14 protein-coding genes are annotated in these 19,500 nt (G+C 64.4%); 7 read left to right on the top strand and 7 right to left on the bottom strand.

Annotated elements, in window-relative coordinates:
* Window positions 1-81: 81 nt before the first annotated feature.
* Complete coding sequence (locus P0Y59_11900) at window positions 82-1,038, top strand: hypothetical protein (protein WEK02349.1); 957 nt, start codon at window positions 82-84, stop codon at window positions 1,036-1,038.
* Between the two features lie 271 nt (window positions 1,039-1,309).
* Here P0Y59_11900 and P0Y59_11895 read toward each other — a convergent pair whose 3' ends face one another.
* Window positions 1,310-2,551: a hypothetical protein gene (locus tag P0Y59_11895; protein WEK02348.1), complete on the bottom strand. Its 1,242-nt coding sequence runs from the start codon at window positions 2,549-2,551 to the stop codon at window positions 1,310-1,312.
* 12 nt (window positions 2,552-2,563) lie between these two features.
* Window positions 2,564-4,357 carry a S8 family peptidase gene (locus P0Y59_11890; protein WEK02347.1) on the bottom strand — a complete coding sequence of 598 codons (1,794 nt, stop codon included), beginning with the start codon at window positions 4,355-4,357 and terminating at the stop codon, window positions 2,564-2,566.
* A gap of 467 nt (window positions 4,358-4,824) precedes the next feature.
* Here P0Y59_11890 and P0Y59_11885 point away from each other — a divergent pair, with 467 nt between their 5' ends.
* The gene (locus P0Y59_11885; protein ID WEK02346.1) at window positions 4,825-6,399 is read left to right on the top strand and encodes an alkaline phosphatase D family protein; all 1,575 of its coding nucleotides are present in this window, start codon (window positions 4,825-4,827) and stop codon (window positions 6,397-6,399) included.
* 9 nt (window positions 6,400-6,408) lie between these two features.
* On the opposite strand, the gene P0Y59_11880 is transcribed toward P0Y59_11885, so the two are convergent.
* The 4 genes from P0Y59_11880 to P0Y59_11865 form a co-directional block, all read right to left on the bottom strand.
* The gene (locus tag P0Y59_11880; protein ID WEK02345.1) at window positions 6,409-7,383 is read right to left on the bottom strand and encodes a DUF4880 domain-containing protein; all 975 of its coding nucleotides are present in this window, start codon (window positions 7,381-7,383) and stop codon (window positions 6,409-6,411) included.
* A gap of 86 nt (window positions 7,384-7,469) precedes the next feature.
* Window positions 7,470-8,045: a sigma-70 family RNA polymerase sigma factor gene (locus tag P0Y59_11875; protein WEK02344.1), complete on the bottom strand. Its 576-nt coding sequence runs from the start codon at window positions 8,043-8,045 to the stop codon at window positions 7,470-7,472.
* 142 nt (window positions 8,046-8,187) lie between these two features.
* The gene (locus P0Y59_11870) at window positions 8,188-11,163 is read right to left on the bottom strand and encodes a TonB-dependent receptor (protein WEK02343.1); all 2,976 of its coding nucleotides are present in this window, start codon (window positions 11,161-11,163) and stop codon (window positions 8,188-8,190) included.
* A 228-nt stretch (window positions 11,164-11,391) separates the two neighbouring features.
* Window positions 11,392-12,345, bottom strand: a complete 954-nt coding sequence (locus P0Y59_11865) for a LysR family transcriptional regulator (protein ID WEK02342.1) — start codon at window positions 12,343-12,345, stop codon at window positions 11,392-11,394.
* Window positions 12,346-12,441: 96 nt separating this feature from the next.
* Between P0Y59_11865 and P0Y59_11860 the strand changes: the two genes are divergently transcribed.
* From P0Y59_11860 to P0Y59_11840, 5 genes are all read left to right on the top strand, one after another.
* Window positions 12,442-13,911: an aldehyde dehydrogenase family protein gene (locus P0Y59_11860; protein WEK02341.1), complete on the top strand. Its 1,470-nt coding sequence runs from the start codon at window positions 12,442-12,444 to the stop codon at window positions 13,909-13,911.
* A gap of 17 nt (window positions 13,912-13,928) precedes the next feature.
* Window positions 13,929-14,813 (top strand): hypothetical protein, encoded by an 885-nt coding sequence (locus P0Y59_11855; protein ID WEK02340.1) that lies wholly within the window; start codon window positions 13,929-13,931, stop codon window positions 14,811-14,813.
* Window positions 14,810-15,712, top strand: coding sequence for a fumarylacetoacetate hydrolase family protein (locus tag P0Y59_11850; GenBank protein ID WEK02339.1), 903 nt, complete (start codon window positions 14,810-14,812; stop codon window positions 15,710-15,712). The genes P0Y59_11855 and P0Y59_11850 overlap by 4 nt, the downstream gene beginning before the upstream one ends.
* The gene (locus tag P0Y59_11845; GenBank protein WEK02338.1) at window positions 15,709-17,121 is read left to right on the top strand and encodes an FAD-binding oxidoreductase; all 1,413 of its coding nucleotides are present in this window, start codon (window positions 15,709-15,711) and stop codon (window positions 17,119-17,121) included. The genes P0Y59_11850 and P0Y59_11845 overlap by 4 nt, the downstream gene beginning before the upstream one ends.
* A 111-nt stretch (window positions 17,122-17,232) precedes the next feature.
* Window positions 17,233-18,261 carry a 2-dehydropantoate 2-reductase gene (locus tag P0Y59_11840; GenBank protein ID WEK02337.1) on the top strand — a complete coding sequence of 343 codons (1,029 nt, stop codon included), beginning with the start codon at window positions 17,233-17,235 and terminating at the stop codon, window positions 18,259-18,261.
* Here the strand turns inward: P0Y59_11840 and P0Y59_11835 are convergent.
* Window positions 18,229-19,500 (bottom strand): AMP-binding protein, encoded by a 1,272-nt coding sequence (locus P0Y59_11835; GenBank protein ID WEK02336.1) that lies wholly within the window; start codon window positions 19,498-19,500, stop codon window positions 18,229-18,231. The two genes, P0Y59_11840 and P0Y59_11835, sit on opposite strands and share 33 nt — an antisense overlap.

Here is a 19,500-nt window from a genome sequence, read left to right as displayed (position 1 = left end):
TTGTTCGGACATCTTGCATGCAATATTGATATCATGCATCCTACCTCCAAGGGCGGGCAACGCCGTTGGAGGGGGAATGCGATGAAGGTCCTGTTCTATCTTGGTGCGGCTGCCGTCGCGGTCACGACTGCCTGCGTGGCAGCCGCGCAATTCGTGCCGCAGACCGAACCAATGCCGGCCGCGCCGAAGATCCCGGAGAACTACTGGTCGGCCAAGCCGACCACGCCGACCCCCTATGTGGCGCCGAACAAGGTTCATTGGAAACTGTCCGAAATCCTCGCCGCGCATCGCGGCAGGACTGACTGGGTTCAGCCGATCATCCGCAACCGGGAACAGGATGCGGACTATATCTCGCTGGGCGCCGGCAAAAAGACCAGGGCGCGCATGTACGCTGACGACCGGGTCGCCTGGATCGTGCAGGACGGATCGATGAAGGTGACGATCGACGGCGTCGAGCCGTTTGTCGCGACCAAGGGCTTCATGGTCAGCGTGCCGTTCCGCCATCTCTATGCGATCGAGACGGTGGGCGATAAGCCGTCGCTGCGCTTCGAGGTGCGCCAGGCCGGCTCGCCGCCGCTCTTCCCGCTATCCGAAACGCCGGAGGCCTATCCGGGCCGCACCTATGTAAAGGTGCGCGGCAATCCGGGACCCGCGACGATCGCCACGGGCGGGACGAGCAACCCGATCTGGGTTGATTTCCAAAAGGATATCGCGGTCGGCGACAAGACGTATAACGGCAAGTTCGTGTGGGACGATCACTTCACCTCGAACATCCTGCGCGGCAAGGCGCAGCCGGTACCGCCGGCGACCAACAAGGGGCATTTCCATGTCGACTGGACCGAGTTCTGGTTCATTATGGAAGGCAGGATCGGCTATCAGATCGAGGGTTTCCCCTATTTCGAGGCTGACCAGGGCGATATCGTCACTGCTGCCAAGGGGCGTTGGCATCGCGCCGGCAACAGCCCGCTGACGCCGATGTCGACGCGTATCCCGTTCAACCCGCGCCCGGTGATCCTGCACAATTTCGAGCCGGAGTGACCTTCGAGACCTTTCGAGGCGCGACCGGGTCGCTGGCGGGGAAAGTATCCTCCAGTGCCTCGTCGAGCCAGCGGTCGAGATCGGCAGGCGGCTTGGGATCGTCCGGCAGCGGTGGGTCGGTTCGCGGAGTGTCGGCCTGTTCCATCAGATCCTCCTGCGCAACGTGCGGATGGCTGTCGCATCCGTCACGCCAGCGATCGCAGTTGAAGATAGGTAGCCGTGCCGGTCGCGGCAACGCGCATGGAGCTAGGATCCATTCCCCCGGCGCGGCTTAGAAACCGATCGGATCAAGGAGATCGATCGGCGCCGGGTGAAGCGCTGGCGTCTGCACCGTGAATTTGTATCCGTCCTGCCCGGCGCGAGAGAAGAATGCCGCGAGGCTGTCCGTGGCGTCGTCCCATTGGGGCGACAAAGGCTTGTGATCCCTTGCCTGTTGATCCCGCGTGGTGGCGCGTTCCTTCGCGCGGAGCACGTCGATATCGGCCACCTCGCCGGTCAGGTGGATGGTATAGCGATCCTCCTTTGGCCGCGCCCCGACCAGCATCTCGAACGTCGCGCGATCCGGATTCTCATATTTGCCGCTTGCCGACGCGACATAGTGATCCGCCGTCACCCGCTCGAAGAATTCCCCCGCCGTATTCCGGTCGCTGCCATGGTGCTGCATCTTGAGGATGTCGACATGCAGCCTGCCCTGATCGAGCAACCCGGCATTCCCCAGCCCGGTCAGGATATAGTCCCCGCGCGCATCTCCGGTGAGGAGTATCGACTTGTCGCGATACGTGGCCAGCAGCACGATACTCGACAGGTTCGGGATTGATGTGTCCGAATAGGCCGCGAGCGACGCAGCCGGTCCCTTGGGTAATTCCTGGGCGAACTTGTCGCGTAGCGCCTTGAGTTGGTCGGACAATGGGCCAACGACATGAAGCCGAAGCTGATCCCCGAACGGAACGGGCTGGCTAGGGTCTGCACCCGGCTGGACCAGGCCGTCAAATCCCTGATTCGTCGGAATATCGAGCAATTTCGCGTCATTGCGCAACTGCGCGCCCTGACCGACGCTCGCCAATATCTTGAACGCCGCGTGCTCGTTTTCATTGTCCGTATCGAGCGCAGCGATGTCGCCGAAATTCTGCGTACCGAAAGAGGCGAGTACCGATGCCCTGACATCATTGGGATTGCCGCCGGCGATCCGTTCGAAGCTGTTGTGCCAGAGTTGGCGTATTGGCCAGTCCCAGGGGCGGTGATCGGTCTTCGCGTCGCGCCAGTCCTCGGTGAAGTCGATGATGCCGCGGATATGGTCGTCGTCGATATGGCTGACGACCAGCAGGTCGATCGCGAAGGCGCCGCCCGGGCGCTTTGCCTTCAGCGTCTTAAGACGGGGCTTGAGCGTCTTGCCATAGACCTGGGAGGGCCCCCCATCGATCAGGATCGTGCCGGGTGCGGCAGCCGGACCGTAGTGCAGCAACAGGCAGTCGCCGTGACGGGCGGCCAGCGGTTCAAGCGTGAAATGCTCCATCGATAGGCTCCTCTAATAGGATTGCAGCGCTCGCAGCGTGTCGAGCAGACCATGCCCTTGGAAAGCGCGCTCGCGGCCGAGGTCGGTCGCGCTCTCGCACAGCAGTTGCTTGATCTGCCGTGGTTGCCCGATCAGTTCGGGAAAGCGGGCCATCAGCATGGCGGCCGCTGCGCTGACGTGCGGTGTCGCCTGGCTGGTTCCATCGAGCGGCCCGTACTCGCCGCCGGGAAGCGTGCTCCTGATGCGCTCGCCCGGTGCGACCAGATCGGGTTTCAGGCGTCCGTCGCCGGTCGGCCCCCGGCTCGAGAAATAGGAGACACCAAAAGTATGGGGCTCGCGTTTGTGCGTGGAACCGACCGTGATGACTGAATCGGCGTTGCCGGGATCAGTGATGCTCAACGTCGCATAGCCGCGATAAAGGCCCTTCGCCGTGGCGAAACCCTGATAGCCGTTATTGCCGGCCGCCGCGACGACGGTCACGCCGGCCCCGACCAGTCGTTCGCATTCGTCGCAGATCGGCGTTCTTCCACAGGCGTAGTTTTCGACTGCATGGGGAATGGAAAGGCTCAGATTGACGCCGTGGACTGCGATATGTTCGTTGCGCCCGTTGAGATAGCGAACGAACTGCAGGGCGCTGATCACCGCGAATTCAGTGTCTTCCTCGGCGGTCTCTCCCTCGTCCGATGCGGGCGCGAGAATACGAAGATCGAGCAGATGGATATCCGGGCAGAGCCCGATGACGATGGGTTCGCCATCTTCGTCGCGCCAATTGGCGCCGATGATGCCCGCGACATGGGTACCATGGCCGTCGGTCGGTAGAGACGGATTCTGCAATCGGATGAGCCGTTCGATCGAGGACCAGTCCATCGTGTCGGTATCGAGGGCGCGGTAGATCGCGGTGAGGAGCTGGACTCCATCGTCGATCGTAACGCCCGCAGCGGCGCAGCATCGGGCCAGTTGGGGGTTGTTCGCCGGATTGGTGCGATAGGCGGCGTTCAACAATGGCCGAAGGCTGGTGAGATCATAGGCGCCTGCAATTCGAGAGGTGCCGCCGTCGTTGAAGGCCGGATGACCGGCGTCGATGCCGGAATCGATGACCGCCCAGCAGATATCAGCGCATTTGACCTCGAAGACGCGGAACGCGGCGTCCGCCTTGACCGTGCTGCGGGCCTGCTCGTCCGAAAGGTCTAGCGGCCGGTTCATCGCCACGCGCCAGATCGCGCCCGTCGCGGGTGTGTCGGAAAGGCGTGCGATCAGCTTTTCGGCGTTGCTGAAGCTTGCGGAGAAAAAATCTCCGTCCCTCGGCTTTGCAGGCCCAGTGCGCAGGGCTTCGCGGTCAGCGAGGATCGCGCCGATCAATACGGCAATTCGACCTATTTCGAAATCCGACATCTCCTTGTCGCGGGGCGATTCAGAAACGGCCAGACGACGACTGCGCTCGAACACGAGGTGCAACCAGCCCTCGCGATAGTCGTTGCGGCGCGCGAGCGCGACGGCGGCCTTGGCCCAATGCGTGCGCGGCAGGATAAGCTGGCAGAATTCATCGAACGTCAGGCGCATCGCGACGAATCCGCGGAGTGCGGCGGGGCATGTCGCGATCAGGTCTGTATCGCCGGGCGCTTCCAGTATTTCCCGCAGCAGGCGATTGGCCGAATCGGTGTTGAGTGGTGTGATCAGCAAATCGTGCCGCTGATCCGGCGTTGCGGCATAGGCATACCAGACTTCGGGAAGGATCGGGGTATCCTGGGTGAAGCGCTGCCGCACGCCCATCGAGAACAATAAGGTATCGACCTCCGCCGGCTGCATTCTTCCCCCTCTTTCCCGTCCCGCAACACAGGATCCTGGATATATTATCAGTTATGGATGACACGACTACGACAAGTTCAGGCAATCAGCCTTTTGGCGCCAAATTGAAGTTGAATGCTTTTGCCTTTTACGAGAGATCATCAGCATGCGACAGGCCATCGGCTGCTGCAAGCGCTCGCTTCGATAACAATGTGGAGCGTCACAATTTTCGGATTGAAGATCTGGGGAGGGTCGCTGGGAAGTGATATCGCCGAGGTACCTGTCCTTGATATTTGCGGCATCAGTAATGAATCACGGTGAAATACGCAGGGCGGCCCTTCTCCCATGGTGGACGAAGCCGGGCCGGTGGAACGGTTGGCCGCCTGGCACCAAGGAACAGACCCGGGTGTGTCGCGAGCACGTCACAATCGGAGACGAGAGACTCAGGGCGGCTCGCCTTTTCACGGTCGCGGATGTGTGGGGTGCCAGTGCTTCGTAAGACTCGTCGGGATATCCTGAAGGCCGGTGCGATCGCCGCGCCTGCTTTGTTGACCTTCTCCGCACGCGCCGGCGTGCTGCTCGGCAGCGATACGCCGTTCACGCTCGGCGTGGCATCGGGCGAGCCGTCGCCCGACGGAATGGTCCTGTGGACGCGTCTCGCGCCGCACCCGCTTGAGGCCGAGGGCGGCATGCCGCCCCGCCGTGTCCCGGTGCGCTGGCAGGTGGCGGAGGATGAAGGATTCGCCCGCGTCGTCCGGTCGGGAACTGCCGCAGCCGATCCGGTGGCCGGCCATTCGGTGCATGTCGAAGTATCGGGCCTGCGTCCGGGGCGTCCCTATTTCTATCGGTTCGTCGCCGATGGCGTGGCGAGTCCGGTTGGCAGGACGCGGACGGCTCCGGCACCGGGAGCGACCGTCGACCACCTCCGTTTCTGCTTCGGCTCGTGCCAGAAATACGAAGCGGGCCATTACGCCGCCTGGCGCCACGTCGTCGCCGACGACCCCGAGCTGATCCTGTTCCTCGGCGACTATATCTATGAGAACGCCCCGGGCAATGGCGGCGTCCGTCGCCACCTCAATCCCGAACCCTTCGATGTATCGGGCTACCGGATACGCTACGCGACCTACAAGATGGACCCGCTGCTCCAGGCGGCTCATGCGGCCGCGCCGTGGATTGTCACCTGGGACGATCATGAGGTCGCGAACGATTATGCCGGTGCGCTGGACGAGCATAATGGCGATCCCGTCGCGTTTCTCGCGCGGCGCGCGGCAGCCTATCAGGCCTATTGGGAGCACTTGCCGCTACGAGCGGCTGCCCGTCCCTCGGGCCCCGATGCATGTCTCTACCGGACGCTGGACTGGGGAACGCTCGCCCAGTTCCAGGTGATCGACGACCGGCAGTTCCGGGGTGCCCGTGCCTGCCAGCCGCCCGAACTGCTCGCTGAGCATCGCGATTATCTGGTCGGGGTGCTCGATTGCCCGCAGCGCCATGATACATCCCGTACGATGCTCGGCGACGTCCAGGAACGCTGGCTGCTCGACGCGTTGGGGAAGACGCGCGCGCAGTGGAATTTCCTCGCGCAGCAGACCCTGATGACGCCGTTCGCGATGATCGATCCCCGTCATCCGGAACAGGGCGCGGTCGTCCATCCGGCCGATCGCTGGGAAGGCTATCCGGCCGCGCGCGACCGGATCTTCCGCCGCTGGGCGGACGCGAAGACGCCCAACCCTGTCGTGCTGAGTGGCGATATCCACGCCTTCACCGCCACCGATATCCACCATCCCGATCGTCCCGATGCCGCGCCCGTCGCCGCGGAGTTCGTCGGCGGATCGATCACCTCGCTCAACAACCATCCCGGATGGCGTGAGGAGGCTAAGGCCAACCCCGGGGTTCGCTTCGCCGAAAATGAGGTGCGCGGCTATGCCAGGGTGGACTTGAGCGGGAAGGGCAGCGAAGTCCTGTTTCGCGGCCTGGCCGATGCCCGCAATCCCGACTCCGCCGTATCGACGATTGCGCGCTTCGAGGTGGAATCCGGGCGGGCGGGCATTGCTGGCGCAAGCTGACGGGGACGGTCAGGTCGACAGGACAATCCGGTCCCGCCGCACCTCGGCGCGAATACCGAAATTGAGGCGAAGGGCCTTCAGGAATTCGCTCGGATCGTTGGTGAGGAAACGGCCCCCCAGCCGAACCTGGCCCATCTCGGCGCGTGCCAGTTCGATTGGTGCGGGCAGGTAGCGGTTATATTCGGCGATCGCCTCCGTCAGGGGCTGGCCGTCGAACAGGATCTCGCCCTCCTGCCAGGCCGAAAGCGTCTGGATATCACCGTCCGACAGGGGCCTTGCCTCCTGTTTCGCATCGGTAACGACCAGCTTGCGGCGTTCTGCCACAAGCGCGGTCCCGGCACGGCCATGGAGCGGCAGCATCCAGGCCTTGCCGGCGATGGTCGCAAGGTCGACGATCTCTCCGGCGTGCAAGCGCACGTTGAACCGGCCGGGCCCCAGGCGAAACCGCGCCGCACCGACATGAAGCGTGCAGGGTTGGGTGCCTTGCGGAAGGTCCAGGGCGAGTTCGCCCCGTTCAAGCTCGACTTCCAGCTGGCCTTCGGCCAACCACCAGCGCAACCGGCCTCCGGTATTGAGGTCGAGGCAGGTATGATCCGCCACGTAGAAGCGCCTGCGCTCGCCGATCGCCGTTTCCACGGTATGAGCCGCCGCCTGGCTTGCGATGAAGACGGCGCCACCCGCCGCCAGCGCCCCGGCCATGCCGAAGGCTGCCTTGATCGCGGTGCGCCGCGGCAGTGCCATGCGGGGAGCAGCCATGATTGGCGGGGCTGCCGCAGCGGCCGGTTCATGTGCGGAATGGCCACTGCGCAAGCGATCGAGGTCGCGCCACACGGCGTTCATCCGGATGAAGGCGAGGGCATGCGTAGGGTCGGACGCGCGCCAGGCCTCGAAGGCAGCCACATCGGCGCATCCGGCGTCGAGTGCGGCGAGCCAATCGGCCGCTTCGGCCTCGATTCGCTCCTGGCGCTCGATCGATAGGGTCAAAATGCTTTTCTCATGTCCGTGGGGATGCCGATCACCTCCCGATGATTAGCGGAAGCGAAACCGCCATGCCAACGACGCGATTTTCTTCATGCTAGCCGGCGTGCGGCGCCGTTCGTTTCACCCAAACCGGCTGGGTCGGCCGGAATGGGAAGGTCGCGCAGGGCACGCGAGAGCAGCAATATCCCCCGCGACAGATGCTTCTCCACTGTCGACAGACTGAGCCCGAGCCGTTCGGCGATCGCCCGGGGCGGTAATTCCTCGAACTTGCGCAGCAGGACGACGCGGCGGCACGAAAGAGGCAGGGCATCGATCGCCGTCATCATGCGCCGCAGTTCGTCGCGGCCCGCCGCGATGGCGAAACTGTCGGGCGCCGGGTCGGGGTGCTCGGCCTCTTCGAGCGCGGCGAACTGGCGCATGGGCACGATCCGCGCTCGGCGCATCCGCTGGAGCGCCGTGTTGCGCATGATGCGGACGGCATAGGCTGCGGGGTTGGCGATCTGGTCCCAGCGGTCGAGTTGGAGAAGCTGGGCATAGGCCTCGTGCAGCAGGTCGCGGGCCTCGTCGTCGTCAAGGGCCCAGCGCCGCGCCTGGCGGAGCAGCTCGCTCTCATGGGGAAGGACTGACGATGCGAACCATGCATCGATCGGGCGAAGCCAGGACATGGATCGGGGAAATGCTCGATTCTGGATGTTTCCCGATTGCCCTAGGGCCGGATTGATACGGTGCCGTGACAGGATCCGGTCACGCCCGTGATTTTCGGGAAGATGGTGTCCTCCGGGCACTGGTGCCCGGAGGACATGTCGCTCACTTCCTGTCGCCGGGCTTGAAGACGAGCCCGAACCACACCGTCCGGCCCACCGGATAGCGCGTCTGCAGCAACTCGCGATTCTGGCCGAGATGCGCCTCGAACGCCGTGTTCGTCACGTTCTGGACCTGGCCGATCACCTGCAGCCAGGGCGTCACATTATAGCTGGCGTGCAGATCGAGCTGGTCGCGCGAATCCGCCCAGATATCACGCCAGCTGAATTGCGAATCGACCGATACGGGCGACGCGCCGATCCGGTTGAATGCAGCCCGCAGGCTGAACGGGCCGTCCACATAGAAGAGCGTTGCGTTGTAGATATGGTTCGGCTGGTTGAAGAGCGCGCCGATCCGGCGGGTGGCGCCGTTGGTCGACACGAAGTCGAAATGGCCGTCGAGCCAGGTGGCGTTGAGTGACACGCCGAGATTGGCGAGCGGGCCCGGCAGGAAATCGAGCCGGTCCTTGACGATCTGTATCTCGGCCCCCTTCACGGCGGCGCGCGAGGCGTTGACCGGCTGGGTGATCGTCGCGCCATAGGTTGCGCCATCGGTATAGACGCCGGTTCCGACCGTGGACTTGGTGAAGATCTCGTCGTGGATGTCCTTGTAGAACAGGGCCGCCGAAAGGAGCCCGCCAGCGCCGAGATACCATTCGCCCGAAAGGTCGTAGTTCCAGGAACGGCGTGGCTTCAGATCGGGGTTACCCTGGTTGATCGTCAGCGGGGTGAGCGTCGACGAAAGGTCGAGCGACATGGTCGTGGTCGCGCCATATTGGCCGTAATCGGGGCGGCCGATCGTCTCGCTGATGCCGCCGCGCAGCTTGACCGCGCTTGTGACGTTCCATGTCGCCACCGCCGACGGCAGGGCATAGGCATAGCTGCGCTGCCGCGACACCAGCGCGCTGCCGCCGTTGAGGTGAGTCGTCACGCCGACCGAGGTGCTGTCGTACCGAAGCCCGGCCTGCAGGTTCAGGGCATCGCCCTGCCAGCGGAGCTGGCCATAGCCCGCCGTGATGGATTCGCGCAGTTCGTAAAAGGCGTTGTTGCCGTCGGCGACGCGCGCCGTCGACTGGCGGAACCATTCGGGATGGTCGAGCAGCACTGCCTTCGCCTTGGCCGCGTCGATCAGGTAGAAGTTGACGCCCGGCGCGGAAAGCGGCGTCAGCACGGTCGATTGCGAATATTGGTCGAGATTGCCGATCAGTGCCGCCGATGCGGCGTCCTTCGCAAACCATTCGCGATAGTTGAGCAGGCTTTCGACATGAGTCAGCGTCTGGTTGACGCCAGCCTGAATGCCGAGGCCGCGATCGTTGGCGCCGAAATTCCACGACAGCTCGCCGTGCAGGCCGCGCACCCGGTTGTCGATGTCATAGACGATGTCGCGCCAGTAGCGCGGCCCGTAACTGGCGGCCTTCGCCGCCGCCAAAGGATCGTTCAGCGCGATCGTCGGCTGGCCGTTGGCGTTCTGGTAGCTATAGCCATAGGCGGGAAGATTGGAGGTGGCGGCCGAGGTTGGGGTGATGACCATCCCCGTGTTCCATTTATACATCCAGCGATCTTCATTGTAGTGCGCCTGGGAATTCGACGCGCCGGCGGTCAGCTTGAGCTTGTCGCTGAAGTCGTAATGCGCGTTGCCATTGACCAGCCAGGTACGGCGCTTTTCCGGCTGGGCGACGAGGCCGAGCTGGTAGTTGCCGGTGTTCAGCCTGCCTGTTTCGGCCGACGCGCCCGGCGTGTAGCTGCTGGAGGGAAGGGCGAGCGCCTCGTAGCGGTCCTCGTCCGAAAGCTCGTGATAATAGCCGCCGAAGACCGACACGCCGAAGCGGTCGTTCGGACGATATTCGAGCTTGGCGTTGACGCTGTAGCGTTCGCGTTTCTCGTCAAAGGCATAATCCTGCACGCGCACGGGCACGGCGCGTCCGGTCGAATTGGCGATGTCTCCGGTCGCTGCGCCCGCGGCGGTGTAATAGGTCCAGCCGGCACCTGCGGTGTCCCCCGGCAGGTTCGCCAGCGCCGAGGCATGGAGCTGCTGATATTCGCCCGACACGACCAGACCGAATTCATGGTTCGCGCCGAACAGGATCGCGCCGGTCGCGTCAGCCCGGATATTGGCGTTCCTGTCGGGGACGACCTTGCCGGTCTGTGAGGTCCAGCCGCCCATTGCCTGTGCCGTGAGCGAGGTGCCGGTGTCGAACGCGCTCTTGGTCACGAGGTTGAGTTGGCCGCCAAGCGCGTGCGGATCATATTGGGCCGTCACTGTCTTGATCGCCTGGATCTCGCTGACCAGCGAGGCAGGCAGCATCGCGAGCTGTGCGCCGCGATAGCTGCTGTCGGCGCTGGCGATCTGCGCGCCGTCGACGGTGACGAGATTGTAGCGACTGTCGAGTCCGCGGATCGTGACATATTGATAATTGTCGTGTCCGCGGCTCGAATCCCGGTCGGTCATCACTGAAATGCCGGGAATGCGTCGCGCGGCTTCGACGATGTTGACGTCAGGAAGCTGGCTTACCTCGTCCTGGCTGATCGCGTCGATGATCTGGCCGCTCTTGCGCTTGGTATCGAGCGCGCGGCGGGTAGCGAGGCGGAAGCCGGTGACGACGATGTCGCCTTCGGTCGTTGGCTCATCGTTGGTCGATGTCGCTGCATTGGTCCGCTGCTCCCCGGCGGTCAGCAGGATATGGCCTTCGCCCGCCTCCCTCACGGTGAGCGCGGTGCCGACGATGAGCCGGCGCACGGCATCGAGCGGCGTCATCCGGCCCTTCAGCGGCGCCACATGGTGGCCGGAAGCGTGATCGAACGGAAAGGATATCTGGATTCCCGCCTGGCGCCCGACTTCGTTCAGGGCAGCGCCCAGGTCCGATGCCGGAATATCGAGCGCGATTGTGCGGGACGCAGCCGCTGCCGGAGCAGCGAGGCAAGCGGATGCCGGCGCAAGCGCGATGCCTGACAGCAGCAAGGTGATAGCCGAACGACGACGCATGACGAGAAACCCCCTGCGGCGGAATGCCGCGTCGCAGGCTCGATGCTTTGGGTGCGTCAAACCGCTATGGCGAAAATGCCGGCGTGAAAATTCGAACGTCGCGGCGGCGGGCGCTGTTCAGGCACAGGATCGTGGACGGCCTCGATATCGCGCCGAATGCCGTGCCTCGCGGCTAATGGGCAGTGAGGCTTCTGAATTGAGGGGAGTGGGGAATCGCCGCCCGCTTGTTCAATCCGCTTTGCGCCAGGGTTCGTCACCGCCGGGAGCCGGCCACGCGCGCAGAGCCGCCGCGGTCTGTTTCGCGGTATCGACAATATAGTCGCGGACGGTGGCGACCGCAGCTGACTCACCTCCGACCCTTTCATAGAGCGACAAGTGTCGCATGATGTCGGGATCGGTCAGTGGACGCTGCACAAGACCGAAGGATCGGGCGAGCGGGGCGACATAGTCCGGGGAGAAGGTGGCGCCGAGGCCAGCCGCCGCCATTCCCAGCGATGTCGAGATGTGGTCGACGACCTGCACTCGCCTGGGCACGCACGCAGGATCGAGCTCGACAAGCTGCGGCCAGATTCTCTCCTCATGATCGCGTCCGGCGGCGAACAGCTCGATATCGGCCAGTTCGCGCCATGTGAGAGAGGCCGATTTGGCCAGGGCGTGGTCAGGCCTGCACCAAAATACCCATGGCGTCGGAAACAGCCGTGTTTGGACAATATTGGCCGGCACGTCCCGGTCGGGTCCGATCGCCAGGTCGGCTTCGCCGATTGCGACCCGGTCGGCCAGCCAGACGACCGGTGTATCGATCACTCTGATGGTGAAACGCGAATCCGCCGATAGCGCGGCGATCAGCCGGGGAAGGAGCGTCGAGGCGACGACGAGGGGCGCGGCCACGCGAACGACGTCCTCTCTATTGTCGCGAATGTCATCGGCGGCCGCCGCAGCCCGTCCGATCTGGCGCTGGACGGCGAGCGCGGCGGGAAGAAAACTGCGCCCCGCCGGCGTCAGCGCAATCTTTCGCGTGGTCCTGTCGAACAGGGCGAACCCTACCGCACCTTCAAGTTCCGCGATGAGGTTGCTGATAGCGGAAGGGGTAAGGTGGATGCGTCCGGCTGCCTGCCTGAAGCTGTGAAGCTCCGCAGCGGCGATGAACGCCTCGAGCTGGCGGGGGGTGAAACGTGGGGTCATCGCATCATTGTGCAATTTTGATTGATAATAGGCCAGAAGGTTTCGCTAATTTGAATTGAAGGGCTTTGCTAGGGTTGACCCAAGAAGAGGGCAGTCATGCAAGACATCATCATCGGCAGTGGGGTGGTTTCCCCTTTGCACTATATCGACGGCCGGCGAGTCTCGTCGACCGAGCAGTTCGACCTGTTCTCGCCGATCGACCAGCGTCGACTGGGCAGGGTCGCGCAAGGTCTGGCTGAGCATGTCGACGCCGCGGTGACAGCTGCCGCGCACGCCTTTCCCAATTGGGCAGCGCTCGGCGCAGAGGGACGCCTGCCGTATCTGCGCCGCTTTGCCGAGGAGATCGGCAAGCGCGCCGACCTGCTGTGCGAGGCCGAAGCGAACGACGCGGGGGTTCTCCTGTCGCGGATGCGCCACGGCATCGTGCCGCGGGCGATGCTCAACATCACCTTCTTCGCAGAGGCGGCCCTGACTCTGCAGGACCGGACGATCGAGACGGCGCAGGCGCTCCATCACGTGCGGCACGATCCGGCCGGCGTGTGCGCGATCATCACGCCGTGGAACGCGCCGCTGATGCTGAGCACCTGGAAAGCGGGGCCTGCGCTTGCGGCGGGCAACACCATTGTCATCAAGCCGCCCGAATGGGCACCGCTCACCTGCTCGATCCTGGCTGATGCTGCCGATGCGGCGGGCTTGCCGGCAGGCGTGTTCAACGTGGTGCAGGGCGACGGCGCGGTGACCGGCGATCTGCTGGTGCGTGACCCACGCGTCGCACGGATCTCCTTTACGGGTTCGGTCGCGACGGCGCGGAAGATCGCCCAGGTCGCCGGCGCGAATCTGGTGCCGTGCAGTCTGGAACTGGGCGGGAAATCGCCCTTCATCGTCCTTGAGGATGCTGACTTGGACGCGGCTGCGGCGACTGGCGCGCTCATGTATCGCAATGCCACCCAGGTGTGCCTCGCCGGGACGCGGTTTCTGGTTCATGAGCGCGTTCGCGACCGGTTCGTCGCCGCGATGCGCGCCATCGTCGAGCAACTGGTCGTGGGCGACCCGCGCGAGGAACTGACCGAGGTGGGCCCGATCATCCACCCGCGCCAGGTCGATCGGATCATCGGCTATGTCGAACGGGCGAGGCGGGCCGGCGCGACAGTCTTGTGGGGCGGAGAGCCGGATCCTGCCGGTGCGCTCTACTACAAGCCGACGATGCTCACTGACGTCGCGCAGGATTCGGAGATCGTCCAGCAGGAAGTGTTCGGGCCGGTGCTGGTTCTTCAGACCTTCGCCGACGATGCAGAGGCGGTGCGCCTCGCCAACGACACCGTCTATGGGCTTGGCGGGGTCTGCTATGGTGAGGAAGCGCATGCGAAGGCGGTCGCCGAGCAGGTGCAGACCGGCTTTATCTGGATCAACAGCTTCGGCATCCGCGATCTCGCCGCACCCTTTGGCGGCTGCCGGAACAGCGGCATCGGCCGTGAGGGTGGCGACTGGAGCTTCGAGTTCTTCAGCAACATCAAGGACGTGGTCGTGCCGAAGCAGCCGTTCAAGCCAAGCTTCAGCCATCGCTGACCGACAGGAGGATCGAGATGGGCAAGATCGTGGGCGCGGCACTCGTGTCGCATCATCCGGGACTGATGCAGGATGACGACTTCCGGGTGAAAATGGGTGCCGGCGCGGATTCGGATCTGATCGCCGGCGCGGCGCGGCTGCGCGAGAGGATCGACGCGGTCAGCCCGGACGTTCTGGTGATCTTCGACACCCACTGGTTCACCACCGGCTATCACCTCTACGATGCCGGCGAGCAGTATGCCGGCAGCTATATCTCGGACGAAATGCCCTGGTATCTGCACGGCCAGAAATATGACTATCGCGGCGCACCGGAACTGGCGCGGCTGTGCGAGCAGGTCGCCGAGGAGAGGGGCGTCATGGGGCGTGCCATCGCCGAGCCGACCCTGCCGCGTCACTATGCCACGATCAACGTCGTCAACCTGCTCCGCGCGCGGGAACGGATCATGACCGTCAGCAACTGCCAGAATTGCGAGAGCGAGAACTTCCTTGAATCGGGCGAGGTGGTCGGGGAGGCGATCCGGCGCAGCGATCTGCGTGTCGTCCTGCTCGCTTCGGGCGCGCTGAGCCACAAGTTCAACGGCATCAACTGGCAGCAGAAGAATCCACGCATCTACCATCCGGAGAATGTGTCGAGCGCGGCAAATGTCGAAAGCGACCTTGAGGCTGTCGCCTTGCTGCGCGAGGGGCGCCATGACGTGATCGTCGAGCGCTTTCCGTCGCTATACGCCAAAATCCCGTGGGAGGGATTGGGCGGCCATTATCTTCAGATGGTCGGGGCCATGGGCGGTGCGGCGTGCCGTGCCAGGGGAGAGCCAGTGTCGGACTATGAGAATGCACGCGGCACCGGCAATATCGACATCTGGTTCGATTGCGGCACCGGTGCCGGGGAGACAGCGCAATGAGCGTGCTGGACGGTCCGCGCATCGAACGGCGACGGGTCGTCGTCGACGGATCGGCTTGCTGGGGCACGATGGTCGATCCGATCACGCTTCGGCTGGATGACGGGCGTTCGGTGGATCCGGCCGCGCTTGTCCATCTGCCACCTTGCGCGGTTCCGCCGAGCAAGATCATCGCGGTCCATCTGAGCTATGCGTCGCGCGGGGTCGAGACGCGGAACAACCCCAGCCCGACCGAAACGCCGACCTATTTCACCAAGCCCGTCACCGCGCTCAACGGCCATAACGGCCAGCTCATCAAGCCTGACGGTATTCGCTATCTCAACTACGAGGGCGAGTTCGCGGCGATCATCGGCAAGCTCGCGCGCAATATCACCCCCGATGAGGCCTGGGATCATATCGCCGGCTTCGCGCCGGTGCTCGACATGGGCGCGCAGGATTTCCGCGACACCGACCAGGGATCGATGTTGCGGGTCAAGGGAATGGACGGCTTCTGCCCGATCGGGCCGGGCGTGGTATCGGGCGTTGATCCACGCAACGAAATGCTGCGCACCTATCGCAACGGGCTGCTGGTGCAGGAAGCGGCGATCGGTGACGAGATGGTGTGGGGACCGGACTATATGATCGCCGACATCGCCCGCTACATCACGCTGCTGCCAGGCGACATCATCTGCACCGGCACCCCGGCCCATTCGCGGTCGCTCGATCCCGGCGACACGATCGAGGTCGAGATCACCAATATCGGGCGATTGCGCAACACCGTCGTCGCCGGTCCCCGGCCCCGCGCGGACGCGATCGGCCATCCGCCGATGGATACGCCCGAGGTGCGCCGTGTCGCGCTCGGCTTCGACGAGCGGGTGCGCGATGATCTCAAGGCCAATTATCGCGCCGCGTCGGGAGAATGAGCACGGCGTCGCCGATCGGGGAACTTGCCGGCCGCTTTTCCGGACGGTTGCTGACCGACCCGGAGGACATGGCACCCTTCCTTGTCGACTGGCGCAAGCTGTGGCGCGGTGCGGCGAGTGCGGTGGTCCAGCCGGACAGCACTGAGGATGTCGCCGCGATCGTGCGCTGGTGCGGCGAACACCACGTCGCGATCGTGCCGCAAGGGGGCAATACCGGCATGTCCGGCGGCGCGACGCCCGAGGTGGAGGGCGATGTGATCGTCCTCTCGCTCGCGCGGATGAACCGGATCCGCGCCGTCGATCCGCTGGACAATGTCATCATTGTCGATGCCGGCTGCATTCTTCAGGCGGTGCAGGAGGCGGCCGATGAGGTCGGTCGCCTGTTCCCACTCAGCCTGGGGGCGGAGGGATCCTGCACGATTGGCGGCAATCTCGCGACGAATGCCGGCGGAACCGGGGTATTGCGCTACGGAAATGCCCGCGACCTGTGCCTGGGGATCGAGGCCGTCACTGCGCAGGGCGAGGTGTGGGACGGGCTCAGGCGGTTGCGCAAGGACAATAGTGGCTATGATCTGCGCGATCTCTTTATTGGCTCGGAAGGCACGCTGGGGATCATCACCGGTGCGGTGATGCGGCTTTTTCCGAGACCGGCGGCACGCGTCGCGGCCTTTGTCGCCCTGTCGTCGGTCGCATCGGCGCTGGCTCTGTTCGATCGTGCCCGCGCGACGCTCGACACGGCCCTGACCGCTTGCGAGTTCCTGTCGGAGGAATGCCTCGCCCTGCTGCTCGATCATCGGCCCGACCTGCGCCGACCGTTGGCGGAGGCGGCGCCCTGGTATGTCCTGATCGAGCTGAGCGGCCTGGAGGAGGAAGCAAAACTTCGTGCGGCACTGGAGGATCTGCTCGCCGGAGCGTTCGAGCGAGGGGATGTGATCGACGCAGCGATTGCCGGATCGGTGGCGCAGACCCGTGCCTTCTGGGCGTTGCGCGAGGGTATTTCCGAGGCGCAGGGGGCGATCGGCAAGACGATCAAGCACGACGTCGCGGTGCCGCTGTCCCGCATCCCCGCCTTTCTGGCGGAGGCCGATGCAGCGATCGCCTCGCGCTGGCCGGAGATTCGCTTCGTCACCTTCGGTCACCTCGGGGACGGCAATATCCACTATAATTTCTCGCCCCCGCGCGGCGGCGATCAGCAGGCGTTCCTGGCGGATCAGGATGCGATCAATCGCGTGACTCACGATATCGTCGTTCGGCATGGCGGCACGGTCTCCGCCGAACATGGTCTTGGCCAGCTGCGTCACCATGAGGCGGCACGCTACAGGCCGTCTGTCGAGACCGCCCTGATGCGGGTCGTCAAACAGGCGCTCGATCCCCTGGGGTTGATGAACCCTGGGAAGGTCCTGCCATGAATGCAAAATCCGGTTTGATTGCGGGCGAAATCATGACGATCGATAGCGAGGCTGCCCTCGCGGCGCTGGGCGCGTGCCGGCTGCCGGGAATGGGTATTGAGAAGGTCTGATATGAAGATAGCGATTGTCGGGGCGGGTGCGATAGGCGGCTGGATGGGCGTGCGTCTCGCCGCCTCGGGTCATGATGTCAGCGTCCTCGCTCGGGGCGAGACGCTCGCCGCGCTACGGGAGGCGCCATGGCGGCTGGAACTGGGAGGACAGGCGCTGGAGGCGCAGGTCGGGGCCAGCGATGATGCGGCTGTCCTGGGCGTCCAGGACCTCGTCGTCGTCGCGCTCAAGGGGCCGGCGCTGCCCGTGCTTGCGTCGTCGCTCCGACCGCTGATCGGGCCGGATACGATCGTCATACCGGCGATGAACGGCGTGCCCTGGTGGTTCCTGCTGGGCGGCGGGGGCGAGCTGGCGTCAACCGCGTTGCTCTCCATCGATCCGGGCGGGGCGATCGCACAGGCGATCCCGTTCGAAACGGTGCTCGGATGTGTGGTTCACGCGTCGGCCTTCGTTCGCGGGCCGGGTGATGTCGCGCATAAGGCGGGCAACCGGCTGATCCTCGGCGAACCGGACGGATCGCTTTCCCCAAGGCTCGACCTGGTGGCCGGAATATTCGCCGGCGCGGGGTTCGATGTCGAACGGAGCCCGGCCATCCGCCGCGATATCTGGTACAAGCTCTGGGGCAACATGACGATGAATCCCATCTCCGCGATGACCGGTGCTACCTGCGATCGCGTGCTCGACGATCCGCTGGTCAGCGCCTTCGTCCTGCGGGCAATGGCTGAAGCTCAAGCGATCGGCGCGCGCATCGGCTGCGACATTGCCGAGCGCGGCGAGGATCGCAACGCCGTTACGCGGCAACTGGGCGCCTTCAAGACCTCGATGCTGCAGGATGCCGAGGCGGGCAAGCCACTGGAAATCGATCAACTGTTGTCGGCACCGATCGAGATCGGGGAATCACTGAACCTGCGGGTGGAAAATCTGCAGACGCTGCTTGGTCTCAGCCGCCTTTTTGCGCGGGTCAACGGCCTCTATCCGCCCGAAGCGATGATGCCGCGTTCAGTGGGCGGGTCGAAGGTCCCGCACATGTGATGCTTTCCCCTGCGAGCGGGCGATTGCGCCCGGCGGGCGCAACGACACGCGTGCGCTGATGCCGACATTCTCCTTGATATAGCTCGACAGGGTGGTCGCGTGGGCCTGGCAGGTCGACATGTCGATGCCGATGCGCGGCTCCACTTCGATGATCACTTCATCCATGCGATCGGGCCGGGTGACCTCGATCACGAAATGCGGCGCGAGCTCGGCGCATTTGAGAAGCTGCTCCTCGATCTGCGTCGGGAAGACGTTGACGCCCCGGACGATCAGCATGTCGTCCGATCGGCCGACGATCTTCGCCATCCTGCGATAGGGAAGCCCGTCACCGGGCAGGAGGCGGGTCAGGTCCCTCGTGCGATACCGGATGATCGGGAGCGCCTGCTTGGAGAGCGAGGTGAAGATGAGCTCGCCTTCCTCGCCATCGGGAAGGGGCTCGCCCGTTTCAGGATCGACGATCTCCGGCAGGAAATGGTCTTCCCAGATCGTCGGGCCCGATGTCCCCTGGAACTCTTGGGCGACACCGGGGCCCATGACTTCCGACAGGCCGTAGATATCGGTTGCGGCGAGATCGAATGCGCCTTCGATTTCGCGGCGCATCGCCTCGGTCCAGGGCTCGGCTCCGAATATCCCGATGCGCAGGGACGAACTTCTCGGGTCGATGCCCTGGCGCCGGAATTCGTCGAGGATCGAGAGCATGTAACTCGGCGTCACCATGATGACTTCCGGTTTGAAGTCCTGGATCAATTTGACCTGCTTTTCGGTCTGGCCGCCCGACATGGGAATGACGGCGCATCCAAGCGCCTCGGCGCCATAGTGCGCACCGAGCCCGCCGGTGAACAGCCCATAGCCATAAGCGATATGCACCTTCATGCCTGCGCGCCCACCCGCGGCATGGATGCTTCGGGCGACCAGCGACGACCATGTCCGGATATCGTCGGCGGTGTAGCCCACGACGGTCGGCAGCCCGGTCGTGCCCGAGGACGCGTGGATACGTGCAACCTTGTCTTCCGGTACAGCGAACATGCCGAACGGATAGGCTGCCCGCAGATCGGCCTTGGTCGTGAAGGGCAGGCGCGCAATGTCCGGCAAGGAACGGATGTCGTCGGGACTGACATCCTTCGCATCGCACGCCGCGCGGAAGGAGCCGACATTGCGATAGGCGTGCCCGACGGACCATCGCAGCCGTTCAAGCTGGACGCGCTGCAATGCCTCTTTCGTGGTGGGGCCGTAGTCCAT

The organism is Candidatus Sphingomonas phytovorans, from assembly GCA_029202385.1.
Classification (GTDB): Bacteria; Pseudomonadota; Alphaproteobacteria; order Sphingomonadales; family Sphingomonadaceae; genus Sphingomonas; species Sphingomonas phytovorans.
This window is presented reverse-complemented; position numbering and strand designations above follow the sequence as displayed.

Coding starts and splice junctions, on each gene's coding strand:
- P0Y59_11900 (WEK02349.1), top strand. CDS start 82: ATGAAGGTCCTGTTCTATCTTGGTGCGGCTGCCGTCGCGGTCACGACT.
- P0Y59_11895 (WEK02348.1), bottom strand. CDS start 2,551: ATGGAGCATTTCACGCTTGAACCGCTGGCCGCCCGTCACGGCGACTGC.
- P0Y59_11890 (WEK02347.1), bottom strand. CDS start 4,357: ATGCAGCCGGCGGAGGTCGATACCTTATTGTTCTCGATGGGCGTGCGG.
- P0Y59_11875 (WEK02344.1), bottom strand. CDS start 8,045: ATGTCCTGGCTTCGCCCGATCGATGCATGGTTCGCATCGTCAGTCCTT.
- P0Y59_11870 (WEK02343.1), bottom strand. CDS start 11,163: ATGCGTCGTCGTTCGGCTATCACCTTGCTGCTGTCAGGCATCGCGCTT.
- P0Y59_11865 (WEK02342.1), bottom strand. CDS start 12,345: ATGACCCCACGTTTCACCCCCCGCCAGCTCGAGGCGTTCATCGCCGCT.
- P0Y59_11860 (WEK02341.1), top strand. CDS start 12,442: ATGCAAGACATCATCATCGGCAGTGGGGTGGTTTCCCCTTTGCACTAT.
- P0Y59_11855 (WEK02340.1), top strand. CDS start 13,929: ATGGGCAAGATCGTGGGCGCGGCACTCGTGTCGCATCATCCGGGACTG.
- P0Y59_11850 (WEK02339.1), top strand. CDS start 14,810: ATGAGCGTGCTGGACGGTCCGCGCATCGAACGGCGACGGGTCGTCGTC.
- P0Y59_11845 (WEK02338.1), top strand. CDS start 15,709: ATGAGCACGGCGTCGCCGATCGGGGAACTTGCCGGCCGCTTTTCCGGA.
- P0Y59_11840 (WEK02337.1), top strand. CDS start 17,233: ATGAAGATAGCGATTGTCGGGGCGGGTGCGATAGGCGGCTGGATGGGC.
- P0Y59_11835 (WEK02336.1), bottom strand. CDS start 19,500: ATGGACTACGGCCCCACCACGAAAGAGGCATTGCAGCGCGTCCAGCTT.